Genomic DNA, 19,043 nt, shown 5'->3' on the forward strand with positions numbered 1-19,043 from the left:
ACCTTATATACACTTAAGGTGCAGACACTAATAAGGAGTCAGAATATGGAGTCGATGAAAGTCGTTGATTATATGGATCGCCAACCTGTGTTATTGCAGGCGGATATGACACTGGCTGCCGCGGTCGAAAAGCTGCTCTCACAAAAAAAATTAGGCGCAGCCGTGGTCGATGCACAGGGTCATTTGGTGGGTTTTTTGTCGCAACAAGATTGTTTAGCCGTGATGTTAAAGAGTACCTATCACTGCGATCTCACCGCCAATGTGAGTGACTGCATGCGCACCGACGTGCTGACCGTCTCTAAGGACGAGCCCATCATCAGCCTGGCCGAGCAGATGCTGCTGCCAAAGCCCAAGATCTATCCGGTGATCGACCAGGGCAGGGTGGTCGGCATCATAGATAGAAATGCTGTGCTCCGGGCGATCAACACCTCGATGCAGGAGTGTTATCTCAAGCCTGCCTAAGTTAATGCTTATGTTAACCTTTTTATCTGTCGCCCTCATGCGGTAGGTCAGATAATCGGATGAACAATTTCGCCCCTCTGGGGCGATTTTTCATATCAAAATGGCGCGTTCCTTGGTAGGATCCCGGCTTTGTGTTTTGCTATATGGGTCTTTCCTTTGAATTCGCCACGTCACCCGCTGTCTCATGCCTTCCTCAACCAGTGTTTCCAGGCCGATGCCTCTCGCATCAAGCGCCGTCTTCATCGACTGAAAAAACAAGCCGACGGCGAGCAAAAATCAGCTGTGCTGGCCGAGCTGGAGGAGCAGGCCATTGCCGCCGTGGCCAAGGTCGAGGCGCGTCGGCAGAATCGTCCCGAGATAGGCTATCCCGATGCGCTACCGGTATCGCAGAAACGCGATGAAATCGCCGAGGCGATAGCGGGCAATCAGGTGGTGATCGTGGCGGGCGAGACGGGATCGGGTAAGACGACTCAGCTGCCTAAGATCTGTCTCGAACTGGGCTTGGGGACGCGCGGGCTTATCGGCCATACCCAGCCAAGACGTCTGGCTGCCCGCAGTGTGGCGACCCGTGTGGCCGAAGAATTAAACAGCCCCTTGGGCGAGGTGGTGGGCTTTAAGGTGCGCTTCGCCGATGCCATCAAGCCAACCTCTTACATCAAGCTGATGACGGACGGTATCTTGCTGGCGGAGCTGAGCTCAGACAAATACCTGGATCAATACGACACCATCATTATCGATGAGGCCCACGAGCGCAGCCTGAATATCGACTTTATCCTGGGTTACCTCAAGAGCGTGCTCAAGCGCCGCCCGGATCTCAAGGTGATCATCACCTCGGCTACCATAGACGTGGAGAGATTCTCCAAGCATTTCAACAATGCGCCTGTGATCGAGGTGTCGGGCCGAACCTATCCGGTGGAGACCCGCTATCGGCCTCTGGTTCGTGAGCAGGATGAGGATCTGGATCTCACCGATGGCATCTTCGCCGCGGTAGAGGAGCTGATGGCCGAAGGGCCGGGGGATATTCTGATCTTCCTCAATGGTGAGCGAGAGATTCGTGACCTGGCGGATCAGCTCAACAGGCAGCAGTACCGTGATACCGAGATCTTGCCCCTCTATGCCCGTCTTTCCTATGGTGAGCAGTCCAAGGTGTTCAAGAGCCACCGTGGCCGGCGTATCGTGTTGGCCACCAACGTAGCCGAAACCTCATTAACCGTGCCTGGCATCAAGTATGTGATCGATCCGGGTACGGCGCGCATCAGTCGTTACAGCTATCGCACTAAGGTGCAGCGCCTGCCGATTGAGCCTATCTCTCAGGCCAGTGCCAACCAGCGTCAGGGCCGTTGTGGCCGTGTGGCGCCGGGGATCTGTATTCGCCTCTACGGTGAGACCGACTTTAACAATCGCCCCGAGTTTACCGATCCCGAGATCCTCAGGACCAACCTGGCGTCTGTCATATTACAGATGCTCTCTATTGGCCTTGGCGATATCGAAGGCTTCCCCTTTATTCAGCCGCCCGATGCCAGATACATTCGTGACGGCTTCCTGCTGCTGGAAGAGCTGCAGTCGGTGCGCAAACACAAGGGGCAGCTGCAACTCACCCCTCTGGGGCGTCAGCTGGCGAGTATCCCGGTGGATCCACGCCTGGCGCGCATGGTGGTGCAGGCCAAGGAGTATGGCTGTCTGCATGAAACCTTGGTGATCACCGCAGGTCTATCGATTCAAGACCCCCGCGAGCGTCCTATGGACAAGAAACAGGCCGCCGATGAGGCTCACCGACGCTTCAGCGATAAGGACTCTGACTTTATCGCCTGGGTGAAGCTGTGGGATCACGTCAAGGAGCAACAAAAGGCGCTGTCTGCCAGCCAGTTCCGCAAGCTGTGTAAACAGGAGTTTTTGGCCTACTTGCGGGTACGTGAATGGCAAGATCTCTATACCCAGTTACGTCAGGCGGTGCATGATCTCAAGTGGAAGCTCAACAGCGAGCCTGCCGACTATGAGCTGCTGCACAAATCTTTGTTGACCGGTCTGCTGAGTCATATCGGCTTCAAGGATAAGGACAACGAATATCTGGGGGCGCGCAACCGTAAGTTCTTCGTCTTCCCTGGCTCGCCGCTGGCGAAGAAGGGGCCTAAGTGGATCATGGCCGCCGAGATGACCGAGACCTCGCGTCTGTTTGCGCGCTGCTGCGCCAAGATCCAGCCGGAATGGGTCGAGCCTCTGGCCGGTCATCTGGTGAAGAAGAGCTATGTGGAGCCCCATTTCGAGGCCAAGCAGGGCAGTGTGGTGGCGCTGGAGAATCAGCAGCTCTACGGCCTGACCATAGTCAATCGTCGCCGGGTGCAATATGGCCCCATCGAGCCTGTCGAGGCCCGGGAGATCTTTATTCGCAGCGCGCTAGCCGAAGGGGAGCTGCGCACCAAGGAAGCCTTCTTCGTCAACAACCGCGCGCTTATCGATGATATCGAGGCGCTGGAGCACAAGTCTCGCCGCCGCGATATCCTAGTGGACGAGCAGGCGCTGGTGGACTTCTATGATGCCCGTATTCCACAGGGGGTCTACAACGCGCCAAAGCTATTGACCTGGTGGAAGCAGGAGAAGAAACGTCAGCCTCATCTGCTGGATTTCGAGCGTGACGCGCTGATGAAGCGCAGCGACGATCATGTCTCGGCGCTGGACTTCCCCGACACTTGGCATCAGGGCAACTTTAATCTGCCGCTGAGCTATCACTTCGAACCGGCCGACGTGGATGATGGCGTCTCTGTGCATCTGCCGATTGCGCTGCTGAATCAAATCGAGGCCCAAGGTTTCGACTGGCTGGTGCCTGGCCTGCGTGAGGAGAAGATCACCGCGCTGATCAAGTCTCTGCCTAAGACGCTGAGGCGCAACTTTGTGCCTGCGCCCGATTATGCCAGGGCCTGCCTGCAGGCAATGACCAATAGTGACATGAGCCTGCTCGAGGCAATGTGTAAGCAACTGCTGCGCATGAGCGGCGTGCGTATCTCAGCCGATGATTTCGATCTCACTCAGCTCGCGCCCCACCTGCTGATCAACTTCAAGGTAGAAGATGATAAGGGCAAGTTGCTGGCCCAGGGCCGCGACCTTGAGCAGTTGAAGGCGCAGCTGCAGGGCAAGGTGACCCAGGCGATACGCAACGTGGCCGAGAGCGGCATAGAGCAGAACGAGCTGACTCAGTGGAGCTTTGGCGATCTGCCCAAGCAGTATGAGAAGAAGCGTGGTAATTTCCAGGTGAAGGCGTTTCCTGCGCTGGTGGACAACAAGACGAGCGTGGCGATCAAGCTGTTTGATGACGAGCATGAGGCCGGTCGTTGCCACAAGGCGGGGTTACAGCGCCTGTTGCTGCTTAACATGCCATCGCCGGTGAAACATCTGCAAAACACCTTGCCCAACAAGGCAAAGCTGGCCATGTATTTCAATCCCTTTGGCCAGGTGCAGTATCTGATCGACGATATCCTATCGGCGGCGGTGCAGCAGCTGCTCGACGAGAAGGGGTTGGATGTACGCAGCGCCGAGCAGTTCGAGCAGGCTAAAGATGTCGTGCGTCAGGATCTTAACCCTACGGCGGCCAAGATAGCCTTGCAGGTGGAGGAGATCCTGACCCTGTATCAGAAGGTGAAGAAGCGCCTCAAGGGCAAGATTAGCCTGGATATCGCCTTCGCCATGAGTGATATTCAGACCCAACTGGATAACCTGGTATTCAAGGGATTTGTCGAGCAGTGCGGCTGGCAGCGTCTGGCAGATTTAATCCGTTATATCAAGGCGATAGATAATCGTTTAGACAAACTGCCTGTGGATCCAAATCGTGACCGGCTGCACCTGCACAGCATTAACAATGTACAGCAGACCTTAGCGGCGCAACTGGCCAAGGTGCCTAAGAGTGCTGCCGTGCCCGAGGCGCTGCAGGAGGCGCGCTGGATGATAGAGGAGTACCGTGTCTCCTGTTTCGCCCAGGTGTTAGGCACCGCCTATCCGATTTCGGAGAAACGCATCCTCAATCGCATAGCCGAAGCCTAATCATTGTCATAAAGACTAAAGAAGCACCCGCAACGGGTGCTTTTTTATGCCCGCGAAAACCACGCCTACCCCCATCGATATATTTTTACGATTTAGATCACACTTTGACTTACCTATTCGCCGTTTTATGACTATGTTTTAGTTGTTTATGAATAGCTAATTTATTCATTTTGTTGCTTTCTCAATCGAAATTGCTGTGTAGGAGAGGTGATCTGGGTTTTATCTGCCGCAAAAGGATGATCCAGATCAAACCTGCGTAGAATTTACCGATTTAGGGGTATACAGAATGTTAAGAAGTTATTGATACCATAAAAAACAAGAAGAAAAGTATGGTCTTTAATGTTTGATTGACACAATCCAACCAGAAGTAGACCAACTTTATCTGCTATGAAAATCGGCATGACCCGTTGGAGGATGCATGAGTTCCACATCTAATGAAGAGAAAAGTTTAGAGCTAAAAATATTTGTGTTTCTAACCGTTTTTCTTGCTCCGCTGCTGTCAGTGTTACTCGTTTCTGGTTTGGGCTTTGCTATCTGGTTTAGCCAGATACTTACTGGCCCACCAGGTGCAGGTTAACCCACTGTATTCGAACAATTATTAAGAGTGAAAATGTCAATGAGCAATGAACTTCACGTCACCAGTTTAGTGGTTCAGGTTAAGCCTGAATTTATGTCCAGTGTCAGACAGACAATCATGAAGATGGAAAACGCAGAGTTGTCTGTTAACGATGAGGTCAAGTTGGTGGTTGTGCTGGAAGGCATGACCCAGAAGGGCCTGATGGCTGATATTGAGGCGATCAACAAGATTGAGGGCGTGCTGTCCGCAGCCATGGTGTATCACCAAAGTGAAGTGCTTGAAGAGGTTGAAAAATGAAGATGAATCGACGCGAATTTATGAAGGCAAATGCGGCCATGGCCGCTGCCTCGGTGGCTGGTTTGGCCTTGCCCGCAACGGCAAGCAACCTAATTACCAGTTCAGAGCAGACTAAACTTGAGTGGAACAAGGCACCTTGTCGTTTCTGCGGTACAGGTTGTTCGGTGATCGTTGCCACCCGCGATGGCAAGGTGGTGGCCACCCATGGTGACGCCGAGAGTGAGGTGAACCGTGGTCTTAACTGTATCAAGGGTTACTTCCTGTCTAAGATCATGTACGGCAAAGACAGACTGCAGACTCCTATGCTGCGTATGACCAATGGTAAATACGACAAGCACGGCGAATTTACACCGGTAAGCTGGGATACTGCCTTCGACACCATGGCAGAGAAGTGGAAAGCCACCATCAAGAAGAAGGGCCCAACCGCTATCGGTATGTTCGGCTCAGGCCAGTGGACTGTTTGGGAAGGTTATGCCGCCTCTAAGCTGATGAAGGCGGGTTTTGGCTCAAACAACATCGACCCTAACGCCCGTCACTGTATGGCGTCTGCGGTAGGTGGTTTCATGCGTACCTTCGGTATTGATGAGCCTATGGGTTGTTACGATGACATGGAAAACGCCGATGCCTTCGTGCTTTGGGGTTCTAACATGGCCGAGATGCATCCTATCCTCTGGAGCCGTGTCACCGACCGACGTCTGAGCGCGCCTCATGTTAAGGTGTCAGTGCTGTCTACCTTCACCCACAGAAGCTTTGATCTTGCCGATCTGGGTATCGTCTTCACGCCGCAGACGGATCTGGCCATCCTAAACTTCATTGCCAACTACATCATTCAGAACGATGCGGTAAATTGGGATTTCGTTAATAAGCACGTCAACTTCCGCAAGGGTGAGACCGACATAGGTTATGGCCTGCGCCCAAGTCATCCGCTGCAGCAGAAAGCCAAGAACGTTAAGACTGCCGGTAAGTCTACCCCAATCGAGTTTGACGCCTTCAAGGCCTTCGTTGCCGATTACGACGTCGCCTCTGTCAGCAAGCTTTCTGGCGTGCCAGAAGACAAGCTGATCGAACTGGCGAAACTCTATGCCGATCCAAATACCAAGGTGACATCATTCTGGACCATGGGCTTTAACCAACATACCCGTGGCGTGTGGTGTAACAACCTGATGTATAACATTCACCTGCTAACAGGTAAGATTTCGACTCCGGGTAACAGCCCATTCTCGCTCACTGGTCAGCCTTCGGCTTGTGGTACAGCCCGTGAAGTGGGTACCTTCTCGCATCGCTTACCGGCAGACCTGGTAGTGAACAACCCAGAACACAGAAAGATTGCCGAGAAGATCTGGAAGATCCCAGATGGCATCATTCCACCTAAGCCTGGTTATCACGCGGTTGAGCAGAACCGTCGCCTCAAAGATGGTGACATCAATGCCTACTGGGTGCAGGTGAACAACAACATGCAGGCCGGCCCGAACATTAATGAAGAGGGTCTACCTGGCTACCGTAACCCTGAAAACTTCATTGTGGTATCAGATGCTTACCCAACTGTAACCACTCAGGCTGCCGACCTTATTCTGCCAACCGCCATGTGGGTTGAGAAAGAGGGTGCCTATGGTAACGCCGAGCGTCGTACCCAGTTCTGGCACCAGATGGTGAAGGCACCTGGCGAGTCTCGCTCGGATCTGTGGCAGTTGATGGAGTTCTCTAAGCGCTTCACCACAGATGAAGTTTGGCCAAAAGAAGTACTGGCGGCGAACCCTCAGTACAAGGGCAAGACACTGTTCCAGGTACTTTACCAGAACGGTAACGTGGATAAGTTCCCGCTCGAGCAGGCCGATCCTAAGTACATGAACGATGAAGCCAAGCACTTTGGTTACTATGTACAAAAAGGTCTGTTTGAAGAGTATGCCGCCTTCGGTCGCGGGCATGGTCACGATTTGGCAGACTTCGATACCTACCATGAGGTGCACGGCCTGCGCTGGCCTGTGGTTAACGGTAAAGAGACCAAGTGGCGCTTCCGCGAAGGCAGCGATCCTTATGTGAAACCAGGTACTGGCTTCCAGTTCTACGGTAAGCCTGATGGCAAGGCGGTTATCTACGCACTGCCATACGAGCCTGCCGCCGAGTCGCCAGATGAAGAGTTCAACCTCTGGCTCTCTACCGGTCGTGTACTAGAGCACTGGCACTCAGGTTCTATGACACAGCGTGTACCTGAGCTGTACCGCGCCTTCCCGGATGCCGTCTGCTTCATGCATCCAGATGACGCCAAGAAACGCGGCCTGCGTCGTGGCGACGAGGTGAAGGTGGTTTCTCGCCGCGGTGAGATCAAGACACGTGTCGAGACCCGTGGCCGTAACAAGCCGCCTGTCGGTCTGGTCTTTGTGCCTTGGTTCGATGCCAGCCAGCTGATTAACAAGGTGACGTTAGATGCGACGGATCCTTTGTCTAAACAGACTGACTTTAAGAAGTGCGCAGTTAAAGTAGTTAAGGCATAAGGAGAATCACCATGAAATCATTGAAACTTGTAACCTTGGCGACTCTGGTGACTCTCTCTGTCGGCGCGACCTTTAGCAGCGTGGCTGCCAGCGTGCCTGAAGATAAGGTTGCCACCCTCAGGCAGGCGCCATTGAACACTAACCCGACACCACCTGTGATGCAGAAGGTGCGTAACACAGACGTTAAGCAGGTGCGTAACTATCCGATGCAGCCGCCTGTTATCCCTCACAAGATCGACGGCTACCAGATAGACCTTAAGGTGAATAAGTGTATGTCTTGCCACGCTCGCAAGCGTGTCGGGGATTCACAGGCACCTATGGTGAGTGTCACTCACTACATGGACAGGGAAAACAACTTCTTAGCGGATCTGTCTCCACGTCGCTATTTCTGTACTCAGTGCCATGTGCCACAGCTGGATGCGAAAACCATGGTCGATAATGAATTTATCGATATCGACCACCTGATTAAAGCTGAAGCTGTTAAGCACTAGGAGCGGCCCTATGTTAGATAAGTTGAAAAAGATCTGGCAGGTATTAAGAAAACCCAGCGTGCACTTTAGCTTAGGTTTTCTCACCTTGGGTGGCTTCGTCGCTGGGGTGATCTTCTGGGGGGGATTTAACACCGCCCTGGAAGCCACTAACCAGGAAGCCTTCTGTATCGGCTGTCACGAGATGGAAAATAACGTGTATCAGGAACTTAAGTCGACGATACACTTTACCAACCGTAGTGGTGTGCGAGCGACCTGTCCGGATTGTCACGTACCCCATAACTGGACAGATAAGATCGCCCGTAAGATGCAGGCCTCTAAAGAAGTTTGGGGCAAGATATTCGGCACCATCAATACTCGTGACAAGTTTGAGGCCAAGCGCCGCGAATTGGCAGAGCATGAATGGGAACGACTGAAGGCCAACGATTCGCTGGAATGTCGTAACTGCCACAATTTCGACTACATGGACTTTACTCGTCAATCGACACGTGCGGCCAATATGCACTCCACGTCATTGGCCAGTGGCGAGAAGACCTGTATCGATTGTCATAAGGGTATTGCTCACCACTTACCTGATATGAAAGGGGTCGAAGGCTTCTAATCTAGGGCTTAAGACACCATCTCCAAGTAAAAACGCCAGCATTCATCTCGCTGGCGTTTTTTTTTGTTTGTATATGGGGTCATGCTTGCACTGCGTCGATGATCAGCTCTCTGAGCCAACGATGGCTGGGGTCGAGATCGAAATGTTTGTGCCACAGCAGCACATAGGTGCCAGGCACCATCTCGGTGGGGATCGGCAGGGTGACCAGCTTAAACTGGCCCATCATCTCTTTGGCGTACTTAGCCGGTGAACAGAGGGTAAGGTCGCTCTGCTCACACAGCTGCATGGCGCTGTTGAAGTCGGTGAGGTTAACGGCGATGTCCCGCTTGAGGTGCTTTATTTTTAGCACGTCGTCTAATAGCCAGTGGGAGATCCCGCCGAAGGTCACCTGCAGGTGGCGATACTTGAGGAAGGTACTCAGGTTCCATTCTTCGTTGAGTAGCGGATGACCTTCGCGCACCATGGCGAGCGAGTGATCCCTGGTCAGCTCGACGAAACGTAGGGCGTCGGGGAGGTTGTTGACGTGCTGCAGCGAGCGCTCGTCCCATTCGCGGCAGGCGATCCCAAGGTCGGTGTCGCATCTTAGCAGGCGCTCCATGCTATCGCTGTGCCAGGTGTGGCTGTCCAGGGTGATCTTAGGTGCCTGCTTGAGCACCTTAGGCATGAAACGCGGGTAGGTCAGCGAGTAGGCGGTCTCTACTAACTCGAGGCGAAATCGCCTGTGGCTCTTGGAGGGATCGAAGTCGCTTGGCCGGGTGAGAGAGGAGACCCGACTCAAGATCTTACGGATCTCTGGTCCCAGCTGTTTGGCCTTGGGCGTCGGGCGCAGGCCATGTGCGGTGCGCTCGAACAGTTGGTCGTCGAAGGACTCTCTGAGCTTGTTTAGCTGCTTGCTGACCGCCGACTGGCTGAGATGCAGGCGCTCTGCGGCGGCGGTGACGCTCTGCTCCTCGAGCAACACTTCGAGTAGGGGAAGCAGGTTAAAGTCGAATGTTTTCAATGGGAATTCCGTTAGGGGATGGCTTTAACTGCTGCCATGATAGCCAGCCGATAGGTTTTTAGGTAGTCCATTCTCAAAGTTTGCCGATTTATCTGTTTATCTACCTATCTACCTATTTACCTATTTACCTATTTACCTATTTACCTATTTACCTAGGACCATGGAGTTGGTTATGCTCGGCGACGCGCGTTGTGCTTGCTTGGGTTATTCATCCTTGCTGCCCGCGGCGATTTAAGTTGGACGCTGACAGGATTGTCGGTCTGGTAATGTTAATGGACGCATTATTGATACCAATTCTAGTCGCTAACCGATCATCCTAGCCTGTTATTAAAGGTTTTTTCTCCGCTATGTTTGATCACTTAGTGACTGTAATGGGTATTAGCCAGTGCGTGGCGTGACTGTGTACGCGCCGAGTCAATGGAATTAGTTATGATGAAAAAGATACTGCTTGTAGGTTTGACCTCTCTCTCCCTGTGTTCGCCGCTGGCCTTTGCCAGAGACGATGTCGGCAACTATAACATCGCTTCTGTGCTGAATTCAGATATGGCCAAGTCAAAGCTGGGCAGCGATGTCAGCTTCTACTTTGGTGAGCAGGCCTATGGCGAGCCACTACAGAAACTGGGTGAGCTGAAGACCAATAAGAAGACCAATGCGTTTAATAAATCCGACCAGGAAGCCTGTGAATGGGTGTTTCTGTCGGCGATGATCGCACTTAAAAACAGTGCCGTGAAGCAAGGCGGCAACGCTGTGGTGAATATCAAGTCGAACTATAAGAACAACCTGACCTCGAGCGAAGAGACCTTCCAGTGTGGCGCCGGTGCGCTGATGGCCGGGGTTGCGCTCACAGGTGAGGTGGTTAAGCTGCCCGAGAGCGCTAACTAGGCCAATAGCGCCAATATTGGGGCAGACAATAAAAACGCCAGCAATTGCTGGCGTTTTTTGTGCCTATTCTTAAAGGCGAGTATCTTAGTTGTCTAGGCGCTAGGTTTTTATAGCTAGGTTGTTAGTCGCTAGGTGGTTTAGCCGCGAGCACTCAGGCGCGCATCGCCTTCTCGCCGCGACATAGGCCGACGACGCCGGAGCGTGACACCTCGATCACCTTAGTGACCTCGCCGATGGCGGCGATGAAGGCGTCGAGCTTATCCGAGGTACCGGCCATCTGAATGGTGTAGAGCTCAGAGGTGACATCCACTATCTGACCGCGGAAGATATCGGCGGTGCGTTTCACCTCTTCGCGACCCGCGCCCTTGGCTTTCACCTTGACCAACGCCAGCTCACGCTCGATATGGCTCGACTCGGTAATGTTAGATACCTTGAGAATGTCGATGAGCTTATGCAGCTGCTTCTCAATCTGCTCTAGCACCGCCTCATCGGCCACCAAGGTGATGTTAAGTCTGGACAGGGTGACATCGTCCGTGGGCGCCACGGTCAGACTCTCGATGTTATAACCGCGCTGAGAGAAAAGACCTACCACACGGGATAGGGCGCCGGGCTGGTTTTCGAGTAATACAGAAATAATTCGACGCATTAGCTTTTCTCCGTCTTGCTTAGCCACATTTCATTCATCCCGCCACCGCGGATCTGCATTGGGTAGACATGCTCTGTCTCATCGACGCTGATGTCGACAAAGACCAGCTTGTCTTTCATGGCAAGGGCCTTCTCTAGTCCGGCTTCCAGCTCTGCTGGGTCGCTGATGGTCATGCCCACGTGGCCGTAGGCCTCGGCGATCTTGGCGAAGTTAGGTACTGAGTCCATGTAGGAGTGGGAGTGACGACCCGAGTAGATCATATCCTGCCACTGCTTCACCATACCGAGGAAACGGTTGTTTAAGTTGATGATTTTGACTGGCGTATCGTATTGCAGGGCGGTGGATAGCTCCTGAATATTCATCTGGATCGAGCCATCGCCCGTGACACAGATAACCGTCTCGTCCGGCTTGGCCATCTTTACCCCCATGGCGGCCGGTAGGCCAAAGCCCATGGTGCCCAGGCCGCCTGAGTTGATCCAGCGTCTTGGCTTGTTGAAGGGGTAGTAGAGGGCGGCAAACATCTGGTGCTGGCCCACGTCAGAGGCCACATAAGCATCGCCCTGGGTTAGCTTATGCAGTGTCTCGATCACCTGCTGTGGCTTGATCCGCTCGCTACTCTTGTCATAGGCCAGGCTGTTGCGGCTGCGCCATTGGTTGATCTCGCTCCACCAGTAGTCGATGGCCCCTTCATCGTTTTTCATCGATGGCTCATCGTCCAGCAGGGCCAGCATGTCATTGAGCACGCTGTCGGCCGAGCCGACGATGGGGATATCCACCCTGACCGTCTTCGAGATGGAAGAGGGGTCGATGTCGATATGCAGTATGGTGGCGTTGGGGCAATATTTTTCCACATTGTTGGTGGTGCGATCGTCGAACCTCACGCCTATGCCGAAGATAAGGTCGGCGTTGTGCATCGCCATGTTGGCCTCATAACAGCCATGCATGCCGAGCATGCCGACGCTGTTGGCGTGGGTGCCGGGAAAGGTGCCCAGTCCCATGAGGGTGCTGACCACCGGCAGGCCGAGTCTATCCGATAACTTAAGTATTTGTTGGTCTGCGCCCGAGATCACCGCGCCGCCGCCCACATAGAGTACGGGCTTCTTGGCCTTTAGCAGGGCCTGCAGGCCGCGGCGGATCTGTCCCTTATGGCCCGAGGTGGTCGGGTTGTAAGAGCGCATGTTGATCGCCTCTGGATACTGGTATTCGTGCAATATTTGCGGGTTAAGACAATCCTTGGGAATGTCTACCACCACAGGGCCGGGACGACCCGTGGAGGCGATATAAAACGCCTTCTTGATGATGGCCGGAATATCCTTGGCGTCTGTCACCAGGAAGCTGTGTTTCACCACGGGGCGGGAGATGCCTATCATGTCACATTCCTGGAAGGCATCATTACCAATTAAGTTGCTGGGTACCTGACCCGAGAGAACAACTAAAGGGATGGAGTCCATGTAGGCGGTGGCGATGCCCGTGATGGCATTGGTCGCGCCTGGGCCGGAGGTGACCAGTACCACGCCCACTTTACCGGTGGCGCGGGCATAGCCGTCGGCCATGTGTACGGCCGCCTGTTCGTGGCGCACGAGAATATGTTCTATGCCGGATTTTTGGTGCAGGGCATCGTAAATATCGAGCACCGAGCCACCTGGGTAGCCGAAAATGTGTTTAACGCCTTCATCGATTAATGATCGGACGATCATGCTGGCGCCGGAAAGTTTTTCCATTGGTGATCCCTCTTAAGTTACCGCGACGGTATGCAGTATCTTGATACAGCGACGGTAATCGCTCTAAACATAGAGTCTGGAGGGTAATCCAGACTCGCGCTTCACCCTAAAGCGGTCGGCCTTGGGTGACTGTTGCCAATGAACAGAATTTCATCATATTCAATAGATGAATGAATTCAAGCCTTTTATGAGCAATCTTTGCCAAGTTGAGTAAAACTCAACATCGACACGCTCTCGAAGCAGTATAGCGTGACGGTTTGATGGGCTTTGGACGGCGTTTATAGCGTCAAGAAGGGTGAATTAGACTTTAGTCTCAGAGGGCGAGTTTCAGAGGTCTAGGCTCAGAGGTTTAGGCTCAGAGGGGGAGTTTCAGAGTTTTAGTTTATGTGATCGCCGCCTTGAAGAGGGCGGCGATTACACAGAGTTCTTTGGTTATAACGATTTTTGCTGGGAATGCGCCAGAAACTGGCAAAGACCGACCAATAGCACGGCACCTAGCATCAGCGCCGAGAAGGGCACTGCGGTGCCTGTGTAGAAGAGCGCCAGCAGCGGCCCGGCCAGGGCGCCAAAGCCAAATCTCAATGTGCCGATCACCGCGGTTGCGGTGCCGGTTTCCTGCTGAAACTTCATCAGCACTATGGCGTCGGCATTGACCGACATCACCCCAAGGAAACCCATGAAGGGGATAAGCGCAGCGACGGTAAAATGATAGCTGAGGCCGAGCAGGTTAACGCTCAGCAGGCACAGACCTGCGACGGTCGCCAGCAGAGTCGATACCTTGAGCATACGCCGCGAGCCATATTTGACCACTATGCGACTGTTGATCACATTGGCCAGCATCAGGGCACCGACATTGGTGCTGAAGAGGATGGCAAACAGGCTCTTATCCAGCCCAAACACCTCCATATAGACAAACGGCGAGGCGGTGAGGTAGCAGAAAAACGCAAACGAGGTCATCACGCCGCTGGCGATATGCAGCTTGACGCCGGGTTTGGTAAATACCACCGCATAGGCGCCGAAGAAGGAGCGCTGGCTACGTGCGTCCGAATGAGTATCGCTGGGCATTCGCAGCTTGGTCAGTACTAGAACCAGCAGCAAGCTGGCATAGAAGGCCAAAATGAAGAAGATCAGGTGCCAATCACCCAGCTCGAGGATCAGACTGCCCATGGTGGGCGCAATAAGCGGTGCCAGCATCATGATCAGGCTGACATAGGACATCCCCTTGGCGGTATTCTTGCCATAGACCTCTTTGATGTAACCGGGTACCACTACCGTGGCGGCGGCGCCGATAAACGCCTGAATGAATCTCAGTCCCAGGAACACCTCCACGCTGGTGACGAAGGCCAGTGCCAGACTGATCAAGCCAAAGCCGGTTAAGCCGAGCAGCACTAAGGGGCGGCGGCCGATGCGGTCGGCAATGGGGCCGAAGGTAAGCATACCCATGGCATAGCCGGCCAGATAGAGACTCAAAGATTGCTGCACTGTGGTGACACTGGAATGAAAGCTGCTGGCCAGGGTCGACATGGCCGGCAGGTACATGTCGATCGCCAGCGGCGTGATGGCCACTATGGCCGATAACATGGGGATCAACAGGGCGAGATTAGGGATACCCTGGGGTTGGATAGGCTCAGATGACGGGATCGACGCTTTGTTCACTCATACCTCTTGTGACCGATTTAAGATAATTTGTGGGGGTGATAACAGGTGATGGGGATGTTATCTGGGAGAAGATCGATTGTACGGGATCTCACGGGACAAAGGCCAATGCTTTATTGTGCTTTGGCCTCTGGCTGAGGAGGCGATTTGTAACAAAACCTTGCTGTAGGCATTGGCGGTGTTGATCGCCTGATTGGCTAAAAGCTCAGCTTATAGTTCGGCTTAGATGTTGGCCTAGATGTTGGCCTACATGTCGGCTCAGATGTCGGCCTGAAAGGGCAAATCCATCCGACGCTGACTGACCTGCTCGTTAGCGACAGCGCTGACCATGTGATTGCGCTCGACCTTGACCCAGTGATCGCTCTCATCTGTGGGGGGCTCAGAGCAGATGATGATACAGGCATCGTCATTATCATGGGGCACAAAGTCGATACCCTCTTGGCAAAGGCGGATCTCTCCTTGGCCAAAGAAGAGCGAGGCGGGTTTGACCCCTTCAAGGGTAGCGAAGCGGGTCACGACCGTGTGCCTGCCGTCGGTGACCGCAAAGTTGATGAAGGCGTTGGTATCTGCGCCGGCAGCCTTACGTAGGGTCATGATAGTGGCTATGGTCGCCTCCATCGCCTGTTCCAGCTGACTCAGACTGGCCTGTTCGGCAAATCCTAGCTTATCCATGAAGAGGGCGAAGGCATATTCCGAATCTGTGTTGCCCTTGATAAGGCTAAAGGCGCGATCCGAGAGCTGATTGAGCAGTTGGCGACGAAACTTATCGAACTGATCCAGGCGGCCGTTGTGCATCCACAGGTAATGCATGCAAGAGAAGGGGTGGCAGTTCGCCTGGCTAACCGGCATCCCTTTGGAGGCATCGCGCACGTGGGCAAAGTAGTGTTGCGTCTCGACTTTCTCGGCAATCATCTTGAGGTTGCGATTACTCCAGGCGGGGTCCACATTCACAAACGTCGCCGGGATGGGGTCATTCTGGGTGGGGTACCAGCCCAGGCCAAAGCCATCGGCGTTGGTGGGCACCTTACGTTTCTGAGCATACTTGCTCTGCATCACCAGAGAGTTGGAGGCCTGAAAGATCAGGGGAGACATCAAGGCCTTCGGGCCGCTATAGGTTAAAAATCTGCACATGGACTCGTTATCCAAAATCATACCGAGTCAAAATTTAGCGCGAATCATGCAAGTGACAAAGATAAATTTACGCCAGATCCAAAATTTCTATCTGCCAGTCGTTAAACTGTCACCTTGACGTCATGAATTCGTCTTACCCCCGCCTTAGCTTAGCGCCATTTATAGCCTGTTTGTCTACCCTTGGGAGGAGCTTACTTGGACGTACCTAGGGCAAGATTAGCGAATGAAAAACAACATGAATAAAGCGGCAATACTACTGGTAGGGCGACAATGGGGACGACAATGGCGCTGACAGCCGAGCGGTAAGCCGCTGCAGATCATAGGCAATGAGGTGAGCGGCAGCAAAAGCATGTATCAGCTGTCATTGCAGTGATAGTGCACAGTGACGTCAGCAGCTTATGTAATCGACTTTATCGATGAGTAGAGGCGCCGAAGGGCGCCTTTTTTGTCGGTTATTGCTGGAGCAGGAAGAAGCTCTCACCACTGTCTAGCCAGGTGGGATATTTTTTCATGACTGCGTTAAAGGCTGTGCTTTGCAGATGAGCGTTTAACCAGGCGCGCACCTTAGGGTAGGGAGCCTGTTGCCACCAGTGATTATCGACATGGGCAAACTGGCGCACGAAGGGGAAGATGGCATAATCAGCTATGCTAGCATCGTCCGATACGAGCTGAGGATGTTCGCTCAGCCTGGCTTCTAACAGGGCAATGAATCGCTCACCCTGGGCGCGATAATCTTCTTGGCTCTGCTCTGGGTGGCGATCGGCGTATTTATACTTGTCCAGCCAGGGCTTAAAGCCATTATCGTTTGCATCGATCAGCGCCATGGCGGCTTGTTGCTGGCCTGGCTCATGGGTGAGAAGTAGGGTGTCTTTTCCCTGCTTGGCGAGCGCCCATTGCATGATGGCCAGGCTTTCGTCGACTACGCGGCCATCTTCTAAGATCAATACAGGTACTGTGCCCTTGGGGCTGGCCACTAACATAGGCTCAGGCTTATGTTTGAGTACTATCTCTCTTAATTCCACCTCTTGCCCGGCCAGATACAGGCCCAGGCGGGCACGCATGGCGTAGGGACAACGACGAAACGAATATAAAATGGGGTAGGCCATGGGGTCTCCTTGATTGCTGGCGCTATTCTTCATGGCTTTGGCCTAAATCGCAAGTTTGTTTGCTGTTACACTCTTTGGCTGAAAATACCCCTACTTTTTCTGCCTGTTTGTTTAAGTGTGATTTAGGTAGAATTCGCCTCCATTTTGCGCTCTGGGTCACTTTGGCTAACCCTTTAAGTGTGAGAGCGTCTATTCATGCACTGGGGATTAAGCCTCAGCGAGCAGTTAAGAGGTTGATATGTCTCAGTTTGTAGTATGTGCGTTATATAAGTTTGTCTCTCTGCCGGATTTTGAAGCCCTGCAGCAGCCTTTGCTGAAGCAGATGGAAGCCTTAGGGATTAAGGGCACCTTGCTGCTGGCCAGCGAAGGGATCAACGGCACAGTCGCCGGTAGCCAGGCCGGTATCGACAGTCTACTGGCCTGGTTAGATGGCCAACCAGGGCTGGATAACATAGTCCATAAACTCTCCTTCGACGATGAGATGCCTTTCTATCGTACGAAAGTGAAGCTGAAGAAAGAGATAGTTACCATGGGGGTCGAAGGCATGGATCCCCGTAAGGTAGTCGGCACCTATGTTAAGCCTAAGGACTGGAACAAGTTGATCTCAGATCCCGAGGTGCTGCTTATCGACACCCGCAACGACTATGAAGTCAACATAGGCACCTTCAAGAATGCGGTCGATCCTAAGACGGCAACCTTCAGAGAGTTTCCCGAATACGTAAAGCAGAACCTGGACCCTAAGCAGCATAAGAAGGTGGCCATGTTCTGTACCGGCGGCATCCGCTGTGAGAAATCAACGGCCTACCTGAAAGAGCAGGGGTTCGATGAGGTCTATCACTTAGAAGGCGGCGTGCTCAAGTATCTGGAAGAGGTACAGCCCGAGGAGAGTCTCTGGGAAGGCGAATGTTTCGTGTTCGACAATCGTGTAGCGGTCAACCATCAGCTGGAGAAAGGTCAGTACGATCAGTGTAATGCCTGCCGTCTGCCGATCACAGAGGAAGACAAGCAGAGCGAGCATTATGTGCAGGGCGTGAGTTGCCCGCATTGCATCGACAAGCTATCCGAGAAGCAGCGTAAGCGTTTTGTCGAGCGTGAGCGTCAGGTGCAACTCGCCAAGTCGCGTGGCGAGAGCCATATAGGCAGCGACGTGAAGCAGGTGATCGAGCAGCGCCGTCAGCACAAGGTTGAGCGCAAACAGCGTCAGCAGCCTGAAGGCTAATAGTCTGCGCCTCTGCGCGACTAGCACTGAACCTGAGTTAAGATCGGCGCGACAATGCCCGTGAATAGAGCGCCCGTGAATAGAATGCCCGTGAATACAATGCCCGTGAATATTTGTTCCTAATATTTGTGCGCGAATATTTGTGATTAATGGCGAACAGATTCTATACTTAAAGGGCTGCTAGAGATGAGTTGCATCGGGCGACCTGTCTGCTTGATGAGCAGTATTGGTGAAGATGTAGATAGCCTTTCAGTTTTTAGAGAGTCTGAGCCAATGTATTCAGAGTAAGAAGCAAAGGCGAGTGTTGTGTTATGCAATGCTCGCTTTTTTATTGGCCGCTTTTTACTCACTAGCTAATCATATTGGCCCATAGCGAGTCGTGCGGTTTATTTTCCGCCGTGTCTTTTGCGCCCTAAGCTCTAAGCCCTAAGCCAGTCCTACTGAGTGATAGCGAGTCTTTGTCTGCTTGCCGGCTAGAGCTCGGCGCTGAGGAATCCCCTGATAACTTTGAGATAAATCATGAGATTAGAGTGAACTTGCACCTTGGAATGTGATCTGATTAAGCGCAAACAAAAACCAATCACGGACTTCCAAGGTGCAAGCGTTAACTATCTTACATCAATCTCTCTATCAACATTGCCCAGAAATTCACCAAAAGCGTCTAAATACCCTCATGGTTGCCTGCCGGGCTCTCATTGATTCAGACCGTCTTACATTGACCGCTTTAGGTCGT

Annotated in this window: 15 protein-coding genes and 1 pseudogene; 10 read left to right on the plus strand and 6 right to left on the minus strand. The window is 53.0% G+C overall.

Features of this window, described 5'->3' with window-relative positions:
- Nucleotides 1–45 precede the first annotated feature (45 nt).
- The 7 genes from L1D47_RS16340 to L1D47_RS16370 all read left to right on the plus strand — a co-directional run bounded on the left by L1D47_RS16340 (nucleotide 46) and on the right by L1D47_RS16370 (nucleotide 8,949).
- Nucleotides 46–462 (plus strand): CBS domain-containing protein, encoded by a 417-nt coding sequence (locus L1D47_RS16340; RefSeq protein ID WP_011865564.1) that lies wholly within the window; start codon nucleotides 46–48, stop codon nucleotides 460–462.
- A 156-nt stretch (nucleotides 463–618) separates the two neighbouring features.
- On the plus strand, nucleotides 619–4,494 hold the full coding sequence (gene hrpA / locus L1D47_RS16345) for an ATP-dependent RNA helicase HrpA (RefSeq protein ID WP_239886063.1): 3,876 nt from the start codon (nucleotides 619–621) through the stop codon (nucleotides 4,492–4,494).
- A 418-nt stretch (nucleotides 4,495–4,912) separates the two neighbouring features.
- Nucleotides 4,913–5,071 (plus strand): periplasmic nitrate reductase, NapE protein, encoded by a 159-nt coding sequence (locus L1D47_RS16350; RefSeq protein WP_239850383.1) that lies wholly within the window; start codon nucleotides 4,913–4,915, stop codon nucleotides 5,069–5,071.
- 39 nt (nucleotides 5,072–5,110) lie between these two features.
- Nucleotides 5,111–5,368 (plus strand): chaperone NapD, encoded by a 258-nt coding sequence (locus tag L1D47_RS16355; protein WP_041406610.1) that lies wholly within the window; start codon nucleotides 5,111–5,113, stop codon nucleotides 5,366–5,368.
- A gap of 2 nt (nucleotides 5,369–5,370) precedes the next feature.
- Nucleotides 5,371–7,860 (plus strand): nitrate reductase catalytic subunit NapA, encoded by a 2,490-nt coding sequence (gene napA / locus L1D47_RS16360; RefSeq protein ID WP_041511605.1) that lies wholly within the window; start codon nucleotides 5,371–5,373, stop codon nucleotides 7,858–7,860.
- Between the two features lie 11 nt (nucleotides 7,861–7,871).
- On the plus strand, nucleotides 7,872–8,351 hold the full coding sequence (locus tag L1D47_RS16365) for a nitrate reductase cytochrome c-type subunit (RefSeq protein ID WP_239886064.1): 480 nt from the start codon (nucleotides 7,872–7,874) through the stop codon (nucleotides 8,349–8,351).
- Between the two features lie 10 nt (nucleotides 8,352–8,361).
- The gene (locus L1D47_RS16370) at nucleotides 8,362–8,949 is read left to right on the plus strand and encodes a cytochrome c3 family protein (RefSeq protein ID WP_160793176.1); all 588 of its coding nucleotides are present in this window, start codon (nucleotides 8,362–8,364) and stop codon (nucleotides 8,947–8,949) included.
- Between the two features lie 79 nt (nucleotides 8,950–9,028).
- On the opposite strand, the gene L1D47_RS16375 is transcribed toward L1D47_RS16370, so the two are convergent.
- On the minus strand, nucleotides 9,029–9,949 hold the full coding sequence (locus tag L1D47_RS16375; RefSeq protein ID WP_239886065.1) for a LysR family transcriptional regulator: 921 nt from the start codon (nucleotides 9,947–9,949) through the stop codon (nucleotides 9,029–9,031).
- 432 nt (nucleotides 9,950–10,381) lie between these two features.
- Here L1D47_RS16375 and L1D47_RS16380 point away from each other — a divergent pair, with 432 nt between their 5' ends.
- A complete protein-coding gene (locus L1D47_RS16380) occupies nucleotides 10,382–10,831 on the plus strand; it encodes an excinuclease (protein WP_239886071.1) in 450 nt (149 codons plus the stop codon).
- 151 nt (nucleotides 10,832–10,982) lie between these two features.
- Here the strand turns inward: L1D47_RS16380 and ilvN are convergent, their stop codons facing one another.
- The 5 genes from ilvN to L1D47_RS16405 all read right to left on the minus strand — a co-directional run bounded on the left by ilvN (nucleotide 10,983) and on the right by L1D47_RS16405 (nucleotide 17,091).
- A complete protein-coding gene (ilvN, locus tag L1D47_RS16385) occupies nucleotides 10,983–11,477 on the minus strand; it encodes an acetolactate synthase small subunit (RefSeq protein WP_041511445.1) in 495 nt (164 codons plus the stop codon).
- Complete coding sequence (locus L1D47_RS16390; protein ID WP_239886066.1) at nucleotides 11,477–13,198, minus strand: acetolactate synthase 3 large subunit; 1,722 nt, start codon at nucleotides 13,196–13,198, stop codon at nucleotides 11,477–11,479. Before L1D47_RS16390 ends, ilvN begins: the two co-directional genes overlap by 1 nt.
- A 432-nt stretch (nucleotides 13,199–13,630) precedes the next feature.
- On the minus strand, nucleotides 13,631–14,854 hold the full coding sequence (locus L1D47_RS16395) for a multidrug effflux MFS transporter (protein ID WP_239886067.1): 1,224 nt from the start codon (nucleotides 14,852–14,854) through the stop codon (nucleotides 13,631–13,633).
- Nucleotides 14,855–15,112: 258 nt separating this feature from the next.
- On the minus strand, nucleotides 15,113–15,985 hold the full coding sequence (locus L1D47_RS16400; protein WP_239886068.1) for a class II glutamine amidotransferase: 873 nt from the start codon (nucleotides 15,983–15,985) through the stop codon (nucleotides 15,113–15,115).
- Between the two features lie 452 nt (nucleotides 15,986–16,437).
- Nucleotides 16,438–17,091 carry a glutathione S-transferase gene (locus L1D47_RS16405; RefSeq protein WP_239886069.1) on the minus strand — a complete coding sequence of 218 codons (654 nt, stop codon included), beginning with the start codon at nucleotides 17,089–17,091 and terminating at the stop codon, nucleotides 16,438–16,440.
- A 238-nt stretch (nucleotides 17,092–17,329) separates the two neighbouring features.
- Between L1D47_RS16405 and L1D47_RS16410 the strand changes: the two genes are divergently transcribed.
- Nucleotides 17,330–18,310, plus strand: a complete 981-nt coding sequence (locus tag L1D47_RS16410) for a rhodanese-related sulfurtransferase (protein ID WP_239886070.1) — start codon at nucleotides 17,330–17,332, stop codon at nucleotides 18,308–18,310.
- A gap of 595 nt (nucleotides 18,311–18,905) precedes the next feature.
- Nucleotides 18,906–19,043, plus strand: a pseudogene (locus tag L1D47_RS16415) (IS4 family transposase); the annotation flags it as partial.

The sequence above is a fragment of the Shewanella sp. Isolate7 genome (assembly GCF_022398425.1).
Classification (GTDB): Bacteria; Pseudomonadota; Gammaproteobacteria; order Enterobacterales; family Shewanellaceae; genus Shewanella.